The organism is Candidatus Shapirobacteria bacterium (assembly GCA_041659325.1).
In the GTDB taxonomy this organism is placed as follows: domain Bacteria; phylum Patescibacteriota; class Microgenomatia; order UBA12405; family UBA12405; genus JBAZYN01.
This window is the reverse complement of the sequence record JBAZYN010000001.1, coordinates 475553-492260: the sequence shown is the minus strand read 5'-3', so window position 1 is coordinate 492260 and position 16708 is coordinate 475553. Positions and strand designations below refer to the sequence as shown.

Annotated in this window: 17 protein-coding genes and 1 tRNA gene; 11 read left to right on the top strand and 7 right to left on the bottom strand. The window is 43.6% G+C overall.

Translation table 11 applies throughout. The annotated features are described in order from the left end of the window. Positions 1-6 precede the first annotated feature (6 nt). On the bottom strand, positions 7-351 hold the full coding sequence (locus WC841_02665) for a PHP domain-containing protein (protein MFA5828236.1): 345 nt from the start codon (positions 349-351) through the stop codon (positions 7-9). 107 nt (positions 352-458) lie between these two features. Between WC841_02665 and WC841_02660 the strand changes: the two genes are divergently transcribed. The 3 genes from WC841_02660 to WC841_02650 all read left to right on the top strand — a co-directional run bounded on the left by WC841_02660 (position 459) and on the right by WC841_02650 (position 3786). Then, on the top strand, positions 459-1076 hold the full coding sequence (locus tag WC841_02660; protein MFA5828235.1) for a hypothetical protein: 618 nt from the start codon (positions 459-461) through the stop codon (positions 1074-1076). Continuing rightward, positions 1066-2658: a glycosyltransferase family 39 protein gene (locus WC841_02655; protein ID MFA5828234.1), complete on the top strand. Its 1593-nt coding sequence runs from the start codon at positions 1066-1068 to the stop codon at positions 2656-2658. The genes WC841_02660 and WC841_02655 overlap by 11 nt, the downstream gene beginning before the upstream one ends. A gap of 177 nt (positions 2659-2835) precedes the next feature. Continuing rightward, positions 2836-3786, top strand: coding sequence for a hypothetical protein (locus tag WC841_02650; protein ID MFA5828233.1), 951 nt, complete (start codon positions 2836-2838; stop codon positions 3784-3786). 8 nt (positions 3787-3794) lie between these two features. Here WC841_02650 and WC841_02645 read toward each other — a convergent pair. The 6 genes from WC841_02645 to WC841_02620 form a co-directional block, all read right to left on the bottom strand. Next, positions 3795-3865 (bottom strand) — tRNA-Ala (locus WC841_02645). A gap of 29 nt (positions 3866-3894) precedes the next feature. After that, positions 3895-4419 carry an aminoacyl-tRNA hydrolase gene (pth, locus tag WC841_02640; GenBank protein MFA5828232.1) on the bottom strand — a complete coding sequence of 175 codons (525 nt, stop codon included), beginning with the start codon at positions 4417-4419 and terminating at the stop codon, positions 3895-3897. Positions 4420-4530: 111 nt separating this feature from the next. Beyond that, complete coding sequence (locus WC841_02635; GenBank protein MFA5828231.1) at positions 4531-4950, bottom strand: hypothetical protein; 420 nt, start codon at positions 4948-4950, stop codon at positions 4531-4533. 81 nt (positions 4951-5031) lie between these two features. Continuing rightward, positions 5032-7023, bottom strand: coding sequence for an NAD-dependent DNA ligase LigA (ligA, locus tag WC841_02630; protein ID MFA5828230.1), 1992 nt, complete (start codon positions 7021-7023; stop codon positions 5032-5034). 102 nt (positions 7024-7125) lie between these two features. Then, the gene (locus WC841_02625; GenBank protein ID MFA5828229.1) at positions 7126-8259 is read right to left on the bottom strand and encodes a Fic family protein; all 1134 of its coding nucleotides are present in this window, start codon (positions 8257-8259) and stop codon (positions 7126-7128) included. A gap of 57 nt (positions 8260-8316) precedes the next feature. Further along, entirely contained in the window at positions 8317-8952 is a 636-nt protein-coding gene (locus WC841_02620) for a hypothetical protein (protein MFA5828228.1), read from the bottom strand. A gap of 45 nt (positions 8953-8997) precedes the next feature. On the opposite strand from WC841_02620, the gene WC841_02615 reads away from it, so the two are divergent. The 8 genes from WC841_02615 to WC841_02580 all read left to right on the top strand — a co-directional run bounded on the left by WC841_02615 (position 8998) and on the right by WC841_02580 (position 16708). After that, the gene (locus WC841_02615; protein ID MFA5828227.1) at positions 8998-10743 is read left to right on the top strand and encodes a GspE/PulE family protein; all 1746 of its coding nucleotides are present in this window, start codon (positions 8998-9000) and stop codon (positions 10741-10743) included. 6 nt (positions 10744-10749) lie between these two features. Next, the gene (locus WC841_02610; GenBank protein MFA5828226.1) at positions 10750-11811 is read left to right on the top strand and encodes a type IV pilus twitching motility protein PilT; all 1062 of its coding nucleotides are present in this window, start codon (positions 10750-10752) and stop codon (positions 11809-11811) included. Between the two features lie 2 nt (positions 11812-11813). After that, the gene (locus WC841_02605; protein ID MFA5828225.1) at positions 11814-13025 is read left to right on the top strand and encodes a type II secretion system F family protein; all 1212 of its coding nucleotides are present in this window, start codon (positions 11814-11816) and stop codon (positions 13023-13025) included. Positions 13026-13129: 104 nt separating this feature from the next. Continuing rightward, complete coding sequence (locus tag WC841_02600) at positions 13130-13837, top strand: prepilin-type N-terminal cleavage/methylation domain-containing protein (protein ID MFA5828224.1); 708 nt, start codon at positions 13130-13132, stop codon at positions 13835-13837. Between the two features lie 385 nt (positions 13838-14222). Beyond that, positions 14223-15020, top strand: coding sequence for an A24 family peptidase (locus WC841_02595; GenBank protein ID MFA5828223.1), 798 nt, complete (start codon positions 14223-14225; stop codon positions 15018-15020). Between the two features lie 3 nt (positions 15021-15023). Beyond that, entirely contained in the window at positions 15024-15713 is a 690-nt protein-coding gene (locus WC841_02590; protein ID MFA5828222.1) for a prepilin-type N-terminal cleavage/methylation domain-containing protein, read from the top strand. Between the two features lie 29 nt (positions 15714-15742). Continuing rightward, on the top strand, positions 15743-16261 hold the full coding sequence (locus WC841_02585) for a prepilin-type N-terminal cleavage/methylation domain-containing protein (protein MFA5828221.1): 519 nt from the start codon (positions 15743-15745) through the stop codon (positions 16259-16261). 9 nt (positions 16262-16270) lie between these two features. Continuing rightward, on the top strand, positions 16271-16708 hold the full coding sequence (locus tag WC841_02580) for a type II secretion system protein (protein MFA5828220.1): 438 nt from the start codon (positions 16271-16273) through the stop codon (positions 16706-16708).

The window sequence follows — 16708 nt, the reverse complement described above, 5'->3', positions numbered from 1 at the left end:
TTGCCATTATTGGGTAGTGCCAACGGTTTCTCTTTGAGCGCACTGAAACTGAGGGGTACCGATTTTGGAGCTGTCGACGGCCTTGAGACAGAGGTCGGGATTGGTAACAAAGGCTTCGTCGTGTTCGGTGAGGGCAAAAAAGTCGTTTCTGTTGTTTATGGCGTTGTCGTAGGCAGTTTCTGGCCGGCCGACGCCGTCGGAAGAATAGCCGCTGTGGGCGTGGAGATCACCGTAATAAAAATTGAGGCCGGAAAATGCGGGGCGGCTCTGGGCGGAGACTTTGAGAGGGGCTTGCAAAAAAACGAAGGTAAAAATTGCAACTAACAGAGGTAGTGAGAGATTTCTTTTCATGAGACAGATTATAACTCGTTTTGAAAAATTTTATAGGGTAGTGTGATACTATCTGGTATATCTCAAGAAATCCTTTGGGTGAGGCCGTTTACGAGGTAATATATGTGGTGGGGAATAAAAGAAGGATTGATGCAAAAAACGTGTTTTGGACGGGGTTGATGATGGTGGTATTGGGTGGGGCGCCAATTTTTTGGAAATTTTTTGAAATGGATTGGAAAGTGGGGTTGGCGGTGATTGTTTTGTGGTTGGTGGCTCAAAGAAATAAATATTTTTTGGTATTGGTAATGCCGATTGTGTTTTTAATTAATCTAAATATTAACCATTTTTTTACCATAAATTTAAGACCATTTGAATATAGTTTTAATTTGGAAAAAATGGTGATTACAAATCCGGGGAATTTGGAAGTGGTGGAAACCTATTGGAAAAATGATGTGGTTGTCCCCTATCGGGTTCGAAATATATTTTATGGAGATTGGCTGGTTTTGAGGTTATGGGTAATGAATATTTTGAAAATTATGTCGCCGGTGTATTTGGTTAGAACAATCGGATTTTTGGGTTTTGGAATGTTGTTTTTGACTAAACCAAAAAAAGAAGAGTTTTTTTGGATCGCGACAGTGGTGGTGTCTTCGGCTTTGGGGATACTGGTGGATAGCAATATGTCGCTGGTAGGGGCATTGCCGGCACTTATATTTTGGTGGCAAAGAGGGATAAGACATGAAAAATAAGTATTTTGGGGTCGGACTATTGTTAATATTTTTGGCGGGGTTATTATTGAGAACGGTTAATTTGAGCTCTAATCCGCCACATTTGGGGAATGATGAGATTTCGATTGCTTTTGATTCTTATTCGGTGCGGACGATCGGCAGGGACGAACATGGAGTGGCTTATCCCCTATCGTTTAAGTCACACCAGACTTATAAGGCCCCGCTTTATGGGTATTTGAATATGCCTTTCAACTTTTTGTTTGGCAATAATGAGCTTGGGGTAAGATTTTTATCGGCGTTGTCAGGCTCGATTTTGGTATTGGTTGTGGGGCTTATGGCCAGAGAGTCGGTAAACCCATGGGTGGGAATAATCTCGGCACTGCTGATGGCCCTTAACCCTAAGGCAATTACGGTGTCGCGGATGGCTTTTGAATCGAACTTAGCGGTACTGGTAATGACGATGGGGGTGTGGATGATGTATCGATATAAAAATTTGAAAACTAATATTTATTTGGTTTTAGCCGGGGTGTTGTTGGGATTTTCAATTTGGGGTTATCACACTCAATGGGGATTGACTCCCCTTTTGGCGGTGATACTTCCTTTTATCTGGAAAAAGGAAATTTCTTTTAAAAAATGGTGGACGATGTGGGTTTTGGTGGTGATAATTGCTTTGCCAATGTTTTTGAATTTTTTGATGGTGCAAAGAAGGGATGTAAACAATCGGGCTAGCTCGCAATTGTGGTTGTCTGACGGTCAGTTGCAGGATTATTTAAAAAACAACCATGATAGTTGGTTGAGGAAAACTTGGACGGCAGGGACGGGTCCGATTAATAATTATTTGGGGCAAATTGATTTGGCGGGAATGTTTGGAAATGGGATTGATTTGTTTGAGGGCAGTTACCCATTGGAACAGGGATGGTTTTTGTTGGGTTGCTTACCATTAGTGGTACTCGGATTGTGGAAGGGGAAAATAATTTTTGGAAATGATTTTAAGTGGTTGTTAGTTTGGTTGTTATTGTGCCCCATAGTGCCTGCCTTGACTGTAGGTGGAATTACCTCGGTTAGAAATATTTCGATGCTGGTGCCGGCGATAATTATTATGGCGGGAGGGGCTAAATGGCTGTTTGAAAATAAGAGAAAATGGTTTTTGGGATTAATACCCTTTCTGGTCTTTAATTTTGGAGTATTTGTAGTGGCTTACTATATTCAGTTTCCAAAATTTAGCGCCGATGGGTTTCAGTACGGGTATAAACAAGCGTGGGAGTTTATTAAACCCAGGGCTGAAAATTATGACCTGGTGGTGGTGGAGCCAAAGTTTGGCAGATATGGGCAATTTGTGGGGGTGGCACATTTGTATTTTGGGTATTTTGGAGCATTTCCGGTTGAGGCTATGCAGAAAAGAACTGATGGAGACGGAACAAGGATTGGGAAATATTGGTTTAAAGAGGTTGACTGGAACAGAGAAGAACTAAAACCGAAAAGCTTGTATGTGGTGTCGGTAATTAACCCAATAGCGGGGGAGGCGGGAGGTAAACTGAGCCTATTGGAAGAAATCAAAAAACCGGGCGGAGAAGTGCAGTTTTTGATTTATGAGGTGAACTAAGTGGTCTTTCCTCTAATGATAAAGTGAGCATATGCAGTTAGAGAATTTTTTATGGATGTTCGTCAGTTGGGATTAGGTGAAGCATCACACTAGAATTAGATAACAAGAGGAGGGGAAGGTGGATTGGGGAGGGAGGAAATCTTTATCGGGATTAAAAGTTGTGATAATATGTTGGTTATGACAATAGATGATTTGGCCCAACGAAACTCAGGTTATGAAGCAACGCGAAGACAGGTGGCGGACGCTATGAGAGATGAATTTGGTTATAAACTCGAAAGAAGAATACCGACTCCACCAGAAGGTGAGTATGGTTCTCGTAGTTATCTTATTGATTCTCCCGAGGGTGTCCCATACGATGATTGGATAAGAATGACACGTTTGGCTGTGTTGGTAAATGTGTTGGCTGGTTTAAAGCAAGAACCATTTTACATGATAGAAAAAGGTCTAAATTATTATGATGGGGCTAGTAGTGTTGACGGTGCTGATCTCAGTGCGGTATGTGAAAATTATCCAGTTCCAGCTATTGCCGCGGTTATTGTTAGGGATTTATGTGAGGTTGATCCACAGAGAAAAGAGGGATTTCAGCTAAGATTAAAACAGCAGGGAGAGGCGGTTGATTCCGGGGTAAAAGAAAAACTAAGTAATTATCCAAAATATAAGGCTGCCTTGGCAAGAGATTTGGTTGAGACCGGTCAAGTAGCGACATTAGCTGAGGCTAGAGTAGCAGTTTCGATTGCATCCGGAGTGTTTGTTGAGTGTAGTAACTTAGTCGATTCGGCTGATATTACCGGGGAGATACACTTCGGTACGGTAGACCATTTATTGTCAAAAATCATTCGATCGGCAAAAGAGACATATGGGGGTGGTTGTTCTTGGTGTGAGACGACTATGGTTGATGTTGACGGAACTGAAAAATCGGTGGCTGAAGTATTGATGACCGGTGATGCCGAACAAATATCTAAAATTAGATTACATGAAAGGCAAGATATTTATTCCCGATATTCACATAGAGATTTTCCTAAAATCATTGGGGTGGGTCATAAAAATAAAGATAGGAAAGAAATAAGAGAAACAGAAGCTCAACTTGCTCCCCGGGGAAGAGATTTTCTTGGTCGACCTAGGAAATAAAGTTGCGGTGGACCCAGGCGGACTCGAACCGCCAACAACTCAGTGCGACTGAGACGTTTTACCATTAGACTATGGGCCCGAAATCAATTACGAATTACGAATTATTAATTACGAATTAAAATCCGTTATTGTTTTTGTCTCGGTAATTATTTTATCAATAGTTTGGTTTATTAGCACCTGTTCTTCTTTTGAAAATGGCTGGAGGACATAGTCTTCGACCGCAATGGGAGTGGTGGGTTTACCGATACCAATACGGATGCGGTGGAAGGCTTGGGTGCCGAGCTGTTCGATGATGGAGGAAACCCCTTTGTGCCCGGCCGGGCCGCGGTCGCACTGGAAACGGTACTCCCCTATCGGCAAATCAAGATCATCGTGAATTATGTAGAGATCCTGTGGGCTAATTTTGAAGTAATTGACGATTTTGCTGACCGGAAAACCAGACTCGTTCATAAAGGAGTTAAGGGTGGCAAATTTTGAATTTTGATACTCGGCGATTTTGGCAGATAATTTTTTATTGGAGAGGAACGCATTGTGATGCGTTGCTACAAATTGATTGACAACCATTTGTCCCAGGTTGTGGCGGGTGAGCCGATATTTTTCTCCCGGATTACCGAGACCGACGAATAACTTCATGTGTGTAGTATAGAACAAGTTTACTTATTCCCTAAGGATAGGATAAAGGTAAATTTATGTGCTGATTAGCACTCGGGGCGTGTGATTGCTAGTGTGTATTGGTTGTGTATACTACGGGGAGATTTCGTAGAACTGATCGAGGGAAAAGAAGAGGGGTTCGACATGAAGAGTGATGAGGGAATCACAGGCTTGTTTTAGAACTTCTTCTTCGGATAAGGGGATAACAGGAATTGCCAGATAAATCCTAATTGTTGGATAAATTTTTCGGATGAGGTCGGTGAACTCGTTGTACTCTTGTCCCCGGGTTTGACCGGAGTCGGCAATAATTAAATTCGGGAGGGCAAAGGTGAATTTGTCCCTTATTAGGTTGGGGAGATATTCTAATTTGAGGGACAAGTTATCGGCAATTTGTTGGCAATAATTTTTATCATCAGAATCGATATAGGTGATAAGAGAAGATTGGGCTATCCCCTCTTCAATTATTTTTTGGGCTAAGAGCGAGGCGGATTGGGAAGGGTTTTTGAAGATCATGATGAAAGAGTCTAAAGTCTCAAAGTCTGAAAGTCAAAAAGCCGAAGGTCTAAAAGTCTCAAAGTCTGAAAGTTACAAAGTTTACGAGTTAATGAGTTCTAGAAACTTAGTTTCGGTGATGATTTTGGTACCGAATTTTTTGGCGGCGAGAAATTTTGAAGAATTTGACTTAGTTTCGTTTGTTATGAGGTAAGAAGTATTTTTGGAAACCGAAGAACTGACTGATCCCCCGTTTTGTTCGATCAGATCTTCAATTTTTTTTCGGGGTTGGGAAAGATCGCCGGTGATAGCGAAGGCTAGGCCTTGTAATCTGTAATTGGTAACTGGTAATTGGTGGTTGGTAATCTGAACTTGGGAGAGGATGGATTTTAACCATTCTTTTCGTAACTCTATTCCCGCCTGAATTTTTTCGGCCAGGGTTTTTTGAAAACCGGGGAGAGATTCAATTTCGACTTTGGAAATATTTAAAAGTTTCTCCGGGGTATTGAAACCGGCTGTAATTAATTGTTGAATACGGGCGGCGCTGAAATTGGGAATGATAGCGGCATCAAAAACTTGCTTGAGGGTCAGGTTTTTTTTGGTTTGGATTTGGTAAATAATATTTTTGCCTGATTTTTCTCCAAGATTAACAAGATTACTAATGTCGCCGATGGTTAGTTTGTAGAAATCTCCCGGGAGACGAATTTTGTCGGCTTGATAGAGTTTGGCGATGGTTTTGTCGGAAAGACCAAGGATGCCAAGGGTATCACAAAAAAGGCGCAGAGACCCTAATATTTGGGCTAAACAATTTTTTGGATTGGGGCAGCGGAGGAATTTGTCTTCTTTGATCAATTTAGTTTGACAGCTGGGACAGAGGATGGGGATATCAACATGGCCCGGGTTGACCTTGGTGATGATTTTTTCGACATGGGGAATAACATCGCCGCGACGGGATATTTCTACAATATCGCCAATATTGATGTTTTTTTGAATAACCAAATCGTAATTACCCAGGGAGGCGAAGGTAATGACAGCGCCGGTCAACTCAATTGGCTCAACTTGACCAACCGGGGTAATAGTACCCAAAGGACCGACCTGCCATTCAATTTTCTTGATTTGAGTTTGATTGCTTTCGGCCGGGAATTTGTATGCGATTTGAAATTTTGGCCGATTATTTTTGGAACCAAGATGATGGGCAATTTTCAGATTATTTATTTTGACTATTAAGCCGTCAATTTCAAAGGGATAAGTTTTGCGGGTTTTGGTGAGAAATTGTTGGTAGATTTGTTCGATTTGGTTAAAATTTTGACAGAGATGAGTTTCGACGGGAATGAAACCCAGCGATTTAAGTTTAGTGATTTTTTCTGATTCCAAAGCCGGTTCCGGGGAAATGTCGACGGCTATCAGACTGCATAATTCGGAAAATTTTCCGTCTAACCGTTGAGAAATGCCGGAGACGGCATTGCGGGGATTGGAGTATGAAACCCCTCCCCCACCCTCCCCTTGAAAATGGGAGGGAGTATTATTTTTTTCAACAATTTTGTTTAGTTTTTTAAAATCTTTGTAGGTAACGACGATTTCGCAGCGGATGGTACCAGTAAAATCCTCATTTAATCTTTCACGGAAATTTTGCATACGGACGACATTTTGAGTGATAACGTCACCGATAAAACCGTCTCCCCTAGTAATGGCATCGATTAGGTTGCCGTCTTTATATTCGATTTCGAGGGAAATTCCATCGATTTTTGGTTGAACAACGTAAGATATGCTTTGCATATCAACGTTGCCTCCGGCGATTTTTTTTAGCTCGAAGTAGTGGACTAACTCGGCGGCGGTGGTGACTTTGTTTTGGGAGCCCATGGGCATGGAATGGGATTTTTTGAGAAAGCCGGTATCAAAATTTTTGTTGCCGACTTTTTGAAAAATCCGATGATGCGGATTTTTTTGACGAAGAATTTCCTCAAGGGTATCGTAGGTGTGGTCATCCATGATGGGCTTGCCGGTGGTGTAATAGGCGTTTTTGGCGGAGATAAGAAGCTCGCCTAAGTCCTGCGGGGACAAGTGTTGGAGATCGAGGGTGTCGAGGGTGATCATTGAGTGATTATAGCTTAAACCTTACAGCCAAAATCCCTCTTTAATTCTCCCTTTGACAAGGGAGAACACTTGTTGCTCCTGCTAAACCGAGTGGCAATGATGTTAGACATCAACCAGGCAATAGTAGGCGCCTTTGGTGGAACCGCGCTTCTCGATGGCGCCGGAGTCGACTAGTTTTTTGAGATCTCGCCAGATGGTGTCGTCGGAGACCATGGGAAGGAGGCTTTGGGCGTCGGGCATACGAAGACCGCCGAATTGTTGCATGTATTCAACCAATTTAATCTGACGTTCGGTAAGGTGGAGCTGTTTGCCGCCGAGTTTTTGTTTTAACTTGATATCGCGAGAGAGAGTCTGAACTTTTTCTCTTACCCGGCTTAATTCGATACTCAGAGCCAGAACAAAGTATTCAATCCACAGGGTGAGGTCTCTTTTGAAAATGTCGGAGGAGAGATTGTGAGTTTCCTGAATAGTACCGTAGTATTCTTCGGCATTGCGGTCAAAATATTCTTCGAGGGAGAAAAGACGGCGGATGTCGTAACCTTCGACATAAAGAGGAAGCATGCCAAAAGCCCGACTGACACGGCCGTTGCCTTCGATGAATGGATGGATAGCAACCAGAAGGTATTGACAGATAGCCGACCGAATGGCGGAGTGGATCTCCCGGCCGGAGGGATCGTTGAGCCAGTCTATTAAATCGGTCATCAGATACGGGACTTCGATGGCGGGTGGCGGACGGTGGGCGATTTCGCCAGTACGGGTGTTTTTTAGAACTACCTGTTGGTGGCGGTATTTCCCAAGCTCTGTCTCGGGAATGACTTTGGTGGTGGTGAGCTGATGGATTCTTTTGACAATGGTTTCGCTGTAAAAAAACGGCCGTTTTTCTTCGGTGCCGGCTGAAGCTATATTTCTTTCTTCGGGAAGCGGCAGGTTGGCATCGTATAGAGACCAGAGCTCTTCGAGGTAGGAAACAACGTTTCGGTAGTTGATGACCTCCTGGATATCTCTTTCGCCGGCGGTAATTTGCTGACCTTCGACAAGGCGGGAAACCTCTTGGAAGGTTAGGTCATTACCTTCGATTCTGGTGCCATAGTGGACAGTGCGGACAACAGCCTCTTGCTGAAACTGTTTTTCGTAGGCAGGAATTAACGGAGCATCATCGATAACAGCTTTTGCCCCTTCTATAACCCCGATGGTTTTTAGAATTTTGTTATTGATTGAAAAGATGGGAGAAAACATCTTGAGTAGATTATATCATTGTTTTAAAAAGTGACTGAGGTAAAAATGCGGTTAAAGTCAGGCAAGCATAATATAGTCAAGAGCCGATTTTGGATCAACGTTGGATTTGATCATTTGAATAGCTTTGATTATTTTTTTAATTTGGAGCCCAGTTTCTTTGGACGGGTTTTTGATTAATTTTTTTTGGAAGAGAGAAATTTGGCCTTCTAAATAGGACAGAACGTCTTCTTTGTGTTGGGCGATTTGGTCTGAGGTTAAAAAATCTGTAGCGGGAAAGCCGGTGATAACCAGAGCTTGCGGGGGGGCCGACAATGAGAAGGATCGGATTTTTATTACCTCGCATCGGGAAATTATGGTGGGAAGCAGAGAGGCACTATTGTTGGTAGTCAGAATAATGAAGTTATCTGCCCCCGGCTCCTCAAGATTTTTGAGAAGAGCGTTTTGAGCTTCGGTTTGGAGATTTTGGGCGTCCCGGATTAAAACTATTTTGTTGAGGTGTTGAAACGGTTTTTTGGATAAAAAGGAATTGATGGCCCGAACGGTGTCTATCCCCCACCCCGAAAGTGGCCCGATAGTAAAAATGTCGGGGTTGTTGGCTGAGATTTTATTATTTAGCTTTTTGCAAAGCTCGTTTAATTTTTTAGATAAAAGGGTAGGGTCGGAGGAGACAATTATGGTTGAGGGAAAGATCATTGTAATTGTAAAGGTTGGGGAAAATGTTTATTATGTAGATGTATTATGAATGATGCTGCCCAGAAAATATACAAGAATATCCGGGAGGTTTTGGTGGCCCGAAACCTGATCGATCAGGTGAAGTCGGACGAGATTGGGCTGTTGCAGCTAAAAAGTGGTGAGCCGGAAGAAGCGATTATAAGATCGCAAAGGTTGGTCTCTGATGAAGATTTTGCCAAAGCGAAGGCAGATTTTTTGAAGGTTTTGTACGTCGACTTGGACACAATCGGTTTTTCACCCGAGGCGTTGGCACTGGTGCCGGAAAGCGTTTCAAGGAAATATAAAATTGTCCCCTACAAACTGGACGCCAAAAATAAACTTTTATATGTGGCGATGGCAAATCCACTCGATTTGGAGACTATTGAATTTATCGAGAAGAAATCAGGGGTAAAAGTGTCGGCCTCCATGGCTTTGGAAAAGCAAATCATTAGCTATGTTAATGAGAAATACGAGAGGGAAAAAGGGATAACCTCGGAGGTGGGGAAAGCCCTGGACGAGCGTAAGAAAGAAGAAAAGGAAGCAAGTCTGGATAAGGGGGCGGGAAAGGTATCGGCGGAAGCGCCGGTGGCCAAAATTGTATCAACTATTTTGGAATATGCCGTTAAAGCCAGGGCGTCGGATATCCATATTGAACCACAAGAGGACAACGTGAGAATTCGATATAGAATTGATGGTATTTTGCAGGAAAAATATGTCTTACCGCGGAATGTTCAGGACGCAGTGGCCTCGAGAATCAAGATATTGTCGAATCTGAAAATTGATGAAAAAAGAGTGCCCCAGGACGGTAGGTTTTTCTTTTCGGCCGACGGAAACGATGTTGATTTGCGCGTTTCTACCTTGCCGACTACTTATGGAGAAAAAATTGTGATGCGGCTTTTGAAAAAATCGCAGAAAGTACCGACTTTGCCGGACTTGGGGCTGCGGGGCTTGGCCTTGAAAAACCTGATGAACGCAATTGAGCGGCCTCACGGAATAATTATTGTGTGCGGACCAACAGGCTCGGGTAAAACCACCACCCTATATTCGGTTTTGGATATTGTGGCTACGTCAAAGGTGAATGTGGTGACCATCGAGGACCCGGTGGAATATCAGATGAAAGGGGTAAATCAGGTGCAGGTAAATTCACAGGCAGGGCTGACTTTTGCCTCGGCGCTACGATCTTTTTTGCGCCAGGATCCTAATATTATGATGGTGGGAGAAATCCGTGATGCCGAGACAGCGGATTTGGCGATTAACGCTTCGCTGACAGGACATTTGGTATTTTCCACCCTGCATACCAATGATGCCGCGGGAGTACCGCCGCGGATGTTGGATATGGGAGTGGAGCCGTTTTTGTTGGTATCGTCTTTGAATTGTGTGGTGGGCCAGCGGGTAGTAAGAAGGGTTTGTAAATATTGTGCCTCGGAGGTGGATATTCCGGCAGACGTGGATCCGGAGTTGAAAGAAACTTTGGGCCCGATTTATGACATGATTGGAGAGAAGTGGAAAAAGGACGGAAAGCAGATGAAAATACCAAAAATTGTGGGATGTGAGAAGTGCAATAATACCGGATATTTTGGAAGGATTGCTTTGTATGAAGTGATGCCGATTTCGGAAAAAATAGCCAAACTGGTAGTGGAGAGGGCATCGGCAGCAGAAATTCAAAAGCAGGCAATGGCGGAGGGAATGCTTAGGATGAAACAGGATGGGTATGTGAAAGTGTTGGAAAAAGTGACTACAATAGAGGAGGTATTGAGAGTGGCTCAATACTAAAAAAATATGAATATAAAATTAAAAGAATTGTTGAGTTTGGCGGTGGCTAATAAGGCATCGGATATCCATTTGTTGGTGGGGACTCACCCGAAGCTGAGGATTGACGGAGAGCTGACCAATATCGGGAACTTTGATATTTCCGACGATAAGTTAATGAACGAGCTAATCCGGTCGATAATGACCGAAAGCCAATTCGAGCGTTTGGTACGGGAAAAAGAGCTTGATTTTTCGCTAGCCGCGGTTGAGGCCAGGTTTAGAGTAAATGCTTATTATCAGAGGGGGTCGCTTGCCTGTTCCCTGCGGGTGGTGTCTTCGGAAATTCCGAGTTTTGAAAAACTTAATCTACCGATGTTTTTCCGGAATTTTATCGATATGAAACAGGGATTTGTTTTGATGACCGGACCGACAGGACATGGTAAGTCAACGTCGGTGGCAGCGATTTTGAACGAAATTAACCACCAGAAAAATTGCCATATTGTGACCATCGAGGATCCGATAGAATATTTGATAAAGCCTGACAAGGCAACCATATCGCAGCGGGAAGTGGGATCGGACACCTCGAGCTTTGAGGCGGCGCTAAAGTCTTGTCTTCGGCAGGATCCAAACGTGGTATTTGCCGGCGAAATGAGGGACCTGGAGTCTATTTCATCGGCCCTGACAATTGCGGAAACCGGCCATTTGGTGTTTTCTACTCTGCACACTAATTCGGCAGCCCAAAGCATGGACAGAATTATTGATGTGTTCCCGGAGGGATCAAAAGATCAAATTAGGGTTCAGTTGGCATCGGTTATTTCAGCCGTGGTTTCGGAGAGGCTGATTCCGGGAATTGACGGCGGGCGGATTCCGGCGTTTGAAATATTGGTGGCTACTCCGGCGGTGAGAAATATTGTCCGCGAGTCGAAAAATTTTATGATCGACAATATTATTCAGACCGGATCGGATTTGGGGATGGTAACGCTGGAACAATCACTTGCTATATTGGTAAAAACGGGCAAGGTGACCGAGGAAGTGGCGATGAGTTATAGTTTACGACCGGATGAATTGCAGACCAGATTGAGGAAATCATAAATATGCCAAAGTTTTTATACAGGGCAAAAGACTGGAGCGGCAAGACAATCAAGGGGTTTTTGGAATTAAATGATCGGGTGCAAGTGATCGAATCGGTAAAAGGATCGGGTCTAATTCCCCTGTCGGTGGAGATGGACAGACCAAACATTTTAAATGAATATTCAAAAAAATTTTTGGGGAAAGTGGGGCTAAAACAAGTGTCTACTTTTACCCGGCAACTGTCGACGATGATGACGGCAGGTTTACCACTGACCGATGCCCTGTCGCTTCTAAAAAATCAGACGGCGGGAAACGGGATGATGTTTGATATTTTGGAATATACCTTGGGGATGGTGCGGGGCGGGCAGTCTTTGGGTGATTCGTTAAAGAAATATCAGGATGTTTTTGGTGAGGCTTATGTGGCCTCGATTGATGCCGGTGAGTCGGGAGGAGTGTTGCAGGAAATATTGACCAAGTTGGCGGACGGACTGGAGGACCAAAACGAGTTTCAGGGAAAAGTGAAAGGGGCAATGATTTATCCGATTATCGTGGTAATAGGCATGATTATTGTGGCTTTTATTATGATGATTTTTGTTATCCCCAAACTTTTGGGGTTATATGCGGATATGGGATCAAAGCTGCCGATGGTTACACAGATTTTGATGGCAGTGTCGAATGGGATGGCAAAAAATTGGTATCTTTTTCCCATAATTGCCGTGGGGGCGGTGTCGGCATACAGAGTCGGAATGAAAAACGCAGAATTCCGTTTCAAACTGGATACCTTGAAATTGAAAGCACCGATTATGGGACCGTTGATTGAAAAGACAATTTTGGCGGATACGATAAGGACTTTGTCGATGCTGTTGTCGGCAGGTATATCACTGGTCGATGCGCTAAAGATTGTGGCCAAGGTGGCAGGAAACGAGGTGTACAACCGGGCGTATATTGACATTTCGGAAAGAGTGCAGAAAGGATTTAGTATCTCCAATTCTTTTGAGGACGCGGGGGTATTTCCGATGATTGTTAATCAAATGGTGGCAACAGGCGAAGCAACCGGAAAGCTAGATGAAGTGTTGATTCGGGTGGCAGAATATTTTTCCACCGAGGCGGAGCAATCAGTGAAGTCCCTGACGGCGGCAATTGAGCCGTTGATTATGATAGTGCTAGGAGTCGGGGTGGGATTTTTGGTAATTGCCGTGATTATGCCTATCTATAACTTGACATCATCTTTCTAGTGGTAAATAATGAATGTAGAAAGTTAATAAAGTTTCCGCCAAAGGCGGATCAGCCTGTGGCTGAATAAAGTTAAAAAGTTAATAAAAAAATGATAGCGAAAAATATGATAAGAAAAAGCCCCGGGCAGGGAGGTTTTACTCTGGTGGAACTTTTGATAGTGATTGCCTTGATTGCCATTTTGTCGGTGGCAGTATTAGCGACCATTAACCCGATTGAGCAATCAAACAAAGCCAAAGATTCGACAGTGCAAAATGATGCGGCAGAAGTAATGAACGCTTATGAGAGGTACTACACTGTTAAGCAGACTTATCCGTGGGTTGATATTGATAGTGCGGCGACAATTACCACCTCAGATGCGGCCTGGTTCGGAAGGAGTACTATGGCCGGGGCAGCCCTTTGTACCGGCGGTGCCGCGTCGACTCCAAATGATGATTGTACTTTGTACAATAATGCCGGGCTGTTGATAAGTACTGACGAACTGAAAGACTCATTTTTAAGCAAGGGCTATACGTCACTGGCTCCCGGAAATCCTAATTTTAACCTGGCGGGAATGAACTTGCTTTATGTTGACAAAAAAGATGCAGCATCAGGGCATAATTCTATTTATGTTTGTTATATACCGAAAGCGAAATCGAATAGAACCAGTGCGACGGTCCTTTATAAACCGGAAGCTGCTGTTGATTCGGCAAATAACATGGTAGGTTTTAGCTTGGTTCCGGTGGTACCTGCCGACTTTGTAGCTGGGTACCCTGATCCGGCGGTGTGGACGTTTCTTGCACCGGCAACATCCTTATTTAAGTGTGTGCCGTAGTGAGGTTAATTACGCCATGCCTGCCGGCAGGCAGGAATTAGTAATTACGAATTACGAATTTAACCCCGCCGAAAGGCGGGGTTTTAGGTTAAACCCACCCTTCCCTCCCTTGAAAAGGGAGGGATAAATCTAAATCTACCCTCAAGCCAAACCCACCCTTTTATTCCCTCCCTCGACGAAGGGAGGGTTAGAATGTTTGTCATTGCGAGGAGAAACGATACCTCGTTTCTCGGGACAGGCTTCGTAATCCTGAAACAACTCGACTATTTTAATTCTGTAACGATTACCACGTCGCTTATATAACTGCTCCTCGTAATGACGGAGGGGCAAAAATCCACCCTTAATCCCTCCCTTGAGGAAAGGAGGGGTATTAGTACAATAGATTATGGAAATGTTGCTTTTGATAACGATTTTTGTCTTGGGGGCGTGCTTTGGGAGTTTTGTGAATATGGTAGTTTATCGAACTGCTGTTCGATATAAAGTCTTAAAGTCTAAAAGTCCAAAAGTCCTAAAGTCTCAAGAAAGGAGTTATTGTGATTATTGCGGAAGACAGTTGAGGTGGTTTGAGAATGTGCCAATAATTTCGTGGCTGACGCAGGGCGGAAAAACCAGATGTTGTGCCAAAAGTTTACCGGTCTCCTACCCTATTGTAGAAATTACAATGGGGATATTATTTTTAATTAACTACGAATTACGAATTTCAAATTACGAATTTAACGTTTTTTTTGTTTTGGAGTTGGTAATAATCACGATGTTGGTGTTTAGTGCGGTGTTTGATTTTAGATACATGATATTGCCGGATTTTTCTACGATAATACTGATTGTTATCGCCTTTGCCGGGGTGTTTTTTGATGAGAAAAATGTAGTCCCTTATTTATTAGCGGCGGTTGGAGCGGCAGGATTTTTACTGTTTTTACACGTGATAACTAAGGGGAAAGGGATGGGGATGGGAGATGTAAAGTATGCGGTGTTTATGGGATTGTTGCTAGGCCCCGAAAAGACAGTACTGGCTTTTTATGTGGCGTTTGTGTCGGGAGCGATAGTGGGATTGGTATTGATGGCGGTAAAAAAGGTAAAAAGAAAATCAGTCATACCATTTGGTCCGTTTCTGATATTGGGGACATTGGTGGCCTGGTGGTGGAGCGGGAGCGTTGGTTTCTATGTCCAAAAAATGTTAGAGTAATTTATGGGAAGGAAGGGGAATGCTATTTGGTCTGCGGGTTTTACATTGACGGAATTGTTGATAGTGATGTCAATAATTGCCCTGATGTCGGTGATTATAATCGGGATTATTAACCCAATTGCTCTGGTTAATAAGGGTAAGGATGCCAGGAGAAAAAAAGATTTGTCGAGGATTAAGACTGCGTTTGAGGAATATTACAACGACAAGGGATGCTATCCCAACCAGGCGAAAGTTGATGAATTACAGAATCCGGTAAATTGTGATAGCGGAATTATATTTTCTCCCTGGTTGACTCCGTGGCCGTGCGATCCGGATGGTGACCCGTATGAAATAATTGTGGATTCCAGTAGCAGCTGCCCGGATGAATATAGAGCGTATGCTTACTTAGAGTTTTTGGCCGATCGGGATATTCCTGTTGGCTGGGGGGGTATATCGGGAGCAGGGGCATATACCTCTTCGCCGGTAAATTATGGAGTTTCCAGTCCAAATGCCAATTGGTATGATACAACTGTATATCCCGAATCCTGTGGTGATATCTGTAACTACGCCTGTAGGGTTCTGGACGAAGGCAATTGGAAACAGGCCAATTGCTCGGGGGCAAATTGTTATTGGGCGCCAAGTACTGACTGCCAGATTGATCTTTGCCCCGGAGGAGGACTGGAATGGTGGGGGGCGTTGGGTTGTCGAGAGTGAGTTAACAAATCTGTTATGATTAAGTAGCAATGATAAAAATAAGTAAAAATGGATTTACCCTGATTGAGCTTTTGGTGGTAATAACCATTATGGGGATATTGACGATAATCACGGCATCACAGTTTACTTTGGCCAGGAAAAGGGCGGCCGATTCACAAAGGAAGACCGATATCAGCTCGGTGGCCAAGGCCCTGCAGATGTATTATGCCGATTATGGGAAATATCCGATAGCGACTGATTTGGAGGGAGGGAGGGGCTTAAATGTATTGTGGGGATTGGAATTGAAAGATCTTACCGGGTATACATATATGAAGGTGGTACCAAAAGAAAATATACTGCCATCCCCAACTCAGTATTGCTATGTAGTGTCTCCTGACCAAAAAAAGTTTTCTTTGTATACAATCCTGGAAAACACCAATGATCCGGAGTGTCTTAAAGACGGAAGCGGAGACTTGCTTTACACTGCGTGCGGGAGAAATAATGCTTTTTGTTTTGCGATATCCAGTGTTAATAATGATCCGTTGGATCCGGATTTAACTATCTATTAACATTTAATTATGAAAAACGGAAAACTTGGATTTACCCTGATTGAGCTTTTGGTGGCGATTTCGATTATTGCTACCCTGACGGCGATATTGTTGCCGAATTTTATGGGAGCCAGAGAGAGGGCCAAAGATACCCAGCGGATTTCTGATCTCAATGCAGTTAAAAATGCCCTGAGAATGTACTACAACGAGCATCAATCGTATCCGGTTGGGTTTTCTACCTGTGCAGGTTTGTCGGCCACGTTGGCTAGCTATCTTCCGGGGATGAGCGGGATTGGGTGCACTTATACAGTTGATGCGGCCGGTGAGACTTTTGATTTGTGTGTGGGTTTGGACGCGGGAAGCGGCGATGAGGATATAAAATCCCAGATAGATTGCGGAGCGAATACGGGAGTATGCGGATTGGCTGCCGGAACTACAGACAAATTATTTGTTGTGTGCGCAAAATAA

Bases quoted from the DNA above. Each gene is read 5' to 3' on its own strand.
- WC841_02665 (MFA5828236.1), bottom strand. From the start codon at position 351: ATGAAAAGAAATCTCTCACTACCTCTGTTAGTTGCAATTTTTACCTTC.
- WC841_02655 (MFA5828234.1), top strand. From the start codon at position 1,066: ATGAAAAATAAGTATTTTGGGGTCGGACTATTGTTAATATTTTTGGCG.
- WC841_02650 (MFA5828233.1), top strand. From the start codon at position 2,836: ATGACAATAGATGATTTGGCCCAACGAAACTCAGGTTATGAAGCAACG.
- pth (MFA5828232.1), bottom strand. From the start codon at position 4,419: ATGAAGTTATTCGTCGGTCTCGGTAATCCGGGAGAAAAATATCGGCTC.
- WC841_02635 (MFA5828231.1), bottom strand. From the start codon at position 4,950: ATGATCTTCAAAAACCCTTCCCAATCCGCCTCGCTCTTAGCCCAAAAA.
- ligA (MFA5828230.1), bottom strand. From the start codon at position 7,023: ATGATCACCCTCGACACCCTCGATCTCCAACACTTGTCCCCGCAGGAC.
- WC841_02625 (MFA5828229.1), bottom strand. From the start codon at position 8,259: ATGTTTTCTCCCATCTTTTCAATCAATAACAAAATTCTAAAAACCATC.
- WC841_02620 (MFA5828228.1), bottom strand. From the start codon at position 8,952: ATGATCTTTCCCTCAACCATAATTGTCTCCTCCGACCCTACCCTTTTA.
- WC841_02615 (MFA5828227.1), top strand. From the start codon at position 8,998: ATGAATGATGCTGCCCAGAAAATATACAAGAATATCCGGGAGGTTTTG.
- WC841_02610 (MFA5828226.1), top strand. From the start codon at position 10,750: ATGAATATAAAATTAAAAGAATTGTTGAGTTTGGCGGTGGCTAATAAG.
- WC841_02605 (MFA5828225.1), top strand. From the start codon at position 11,814: ATGCCAAAGTTTTTATACAGGGCAAAAGACTGGAGCGGCAAGACAATC.
- WC841_02600 (MFA5828224.1), top strand. From the start codon at position 13,130: ATGATAAGAAAAAGCCCCGGGCAGGGAGGTTTTACTCTGGTGGAACTT.
- WC841_02595 (MFA5828223.1), top strand. From the start codon at position 14,223: ATGGAAATGTTGCTTTTGATAACGATTTTTGTCTTGGGGGCGTGCTTT.
- WC841_02590 (MFA5828222.1), top strand. From the start codon at position 15,024: ATGGGAAGGAAGGGGAATGCTATTTGGTCTGCGGGTTTTACATTGACG.
- WC841_02585 (MFA5828221.1), top strand. From the start codon at position 15,743: ATGATAAAAATAAGTAAAAATGGATTTACCCTGATTGAGCTTTTGGTG.
- WC841_02580 (MFA5828220.1), top strand. From the start codon at position 16,271: ATGAAAAACGGAAAACTTGGATTTACCCTGATTGAGCTTTTGGTGGCG.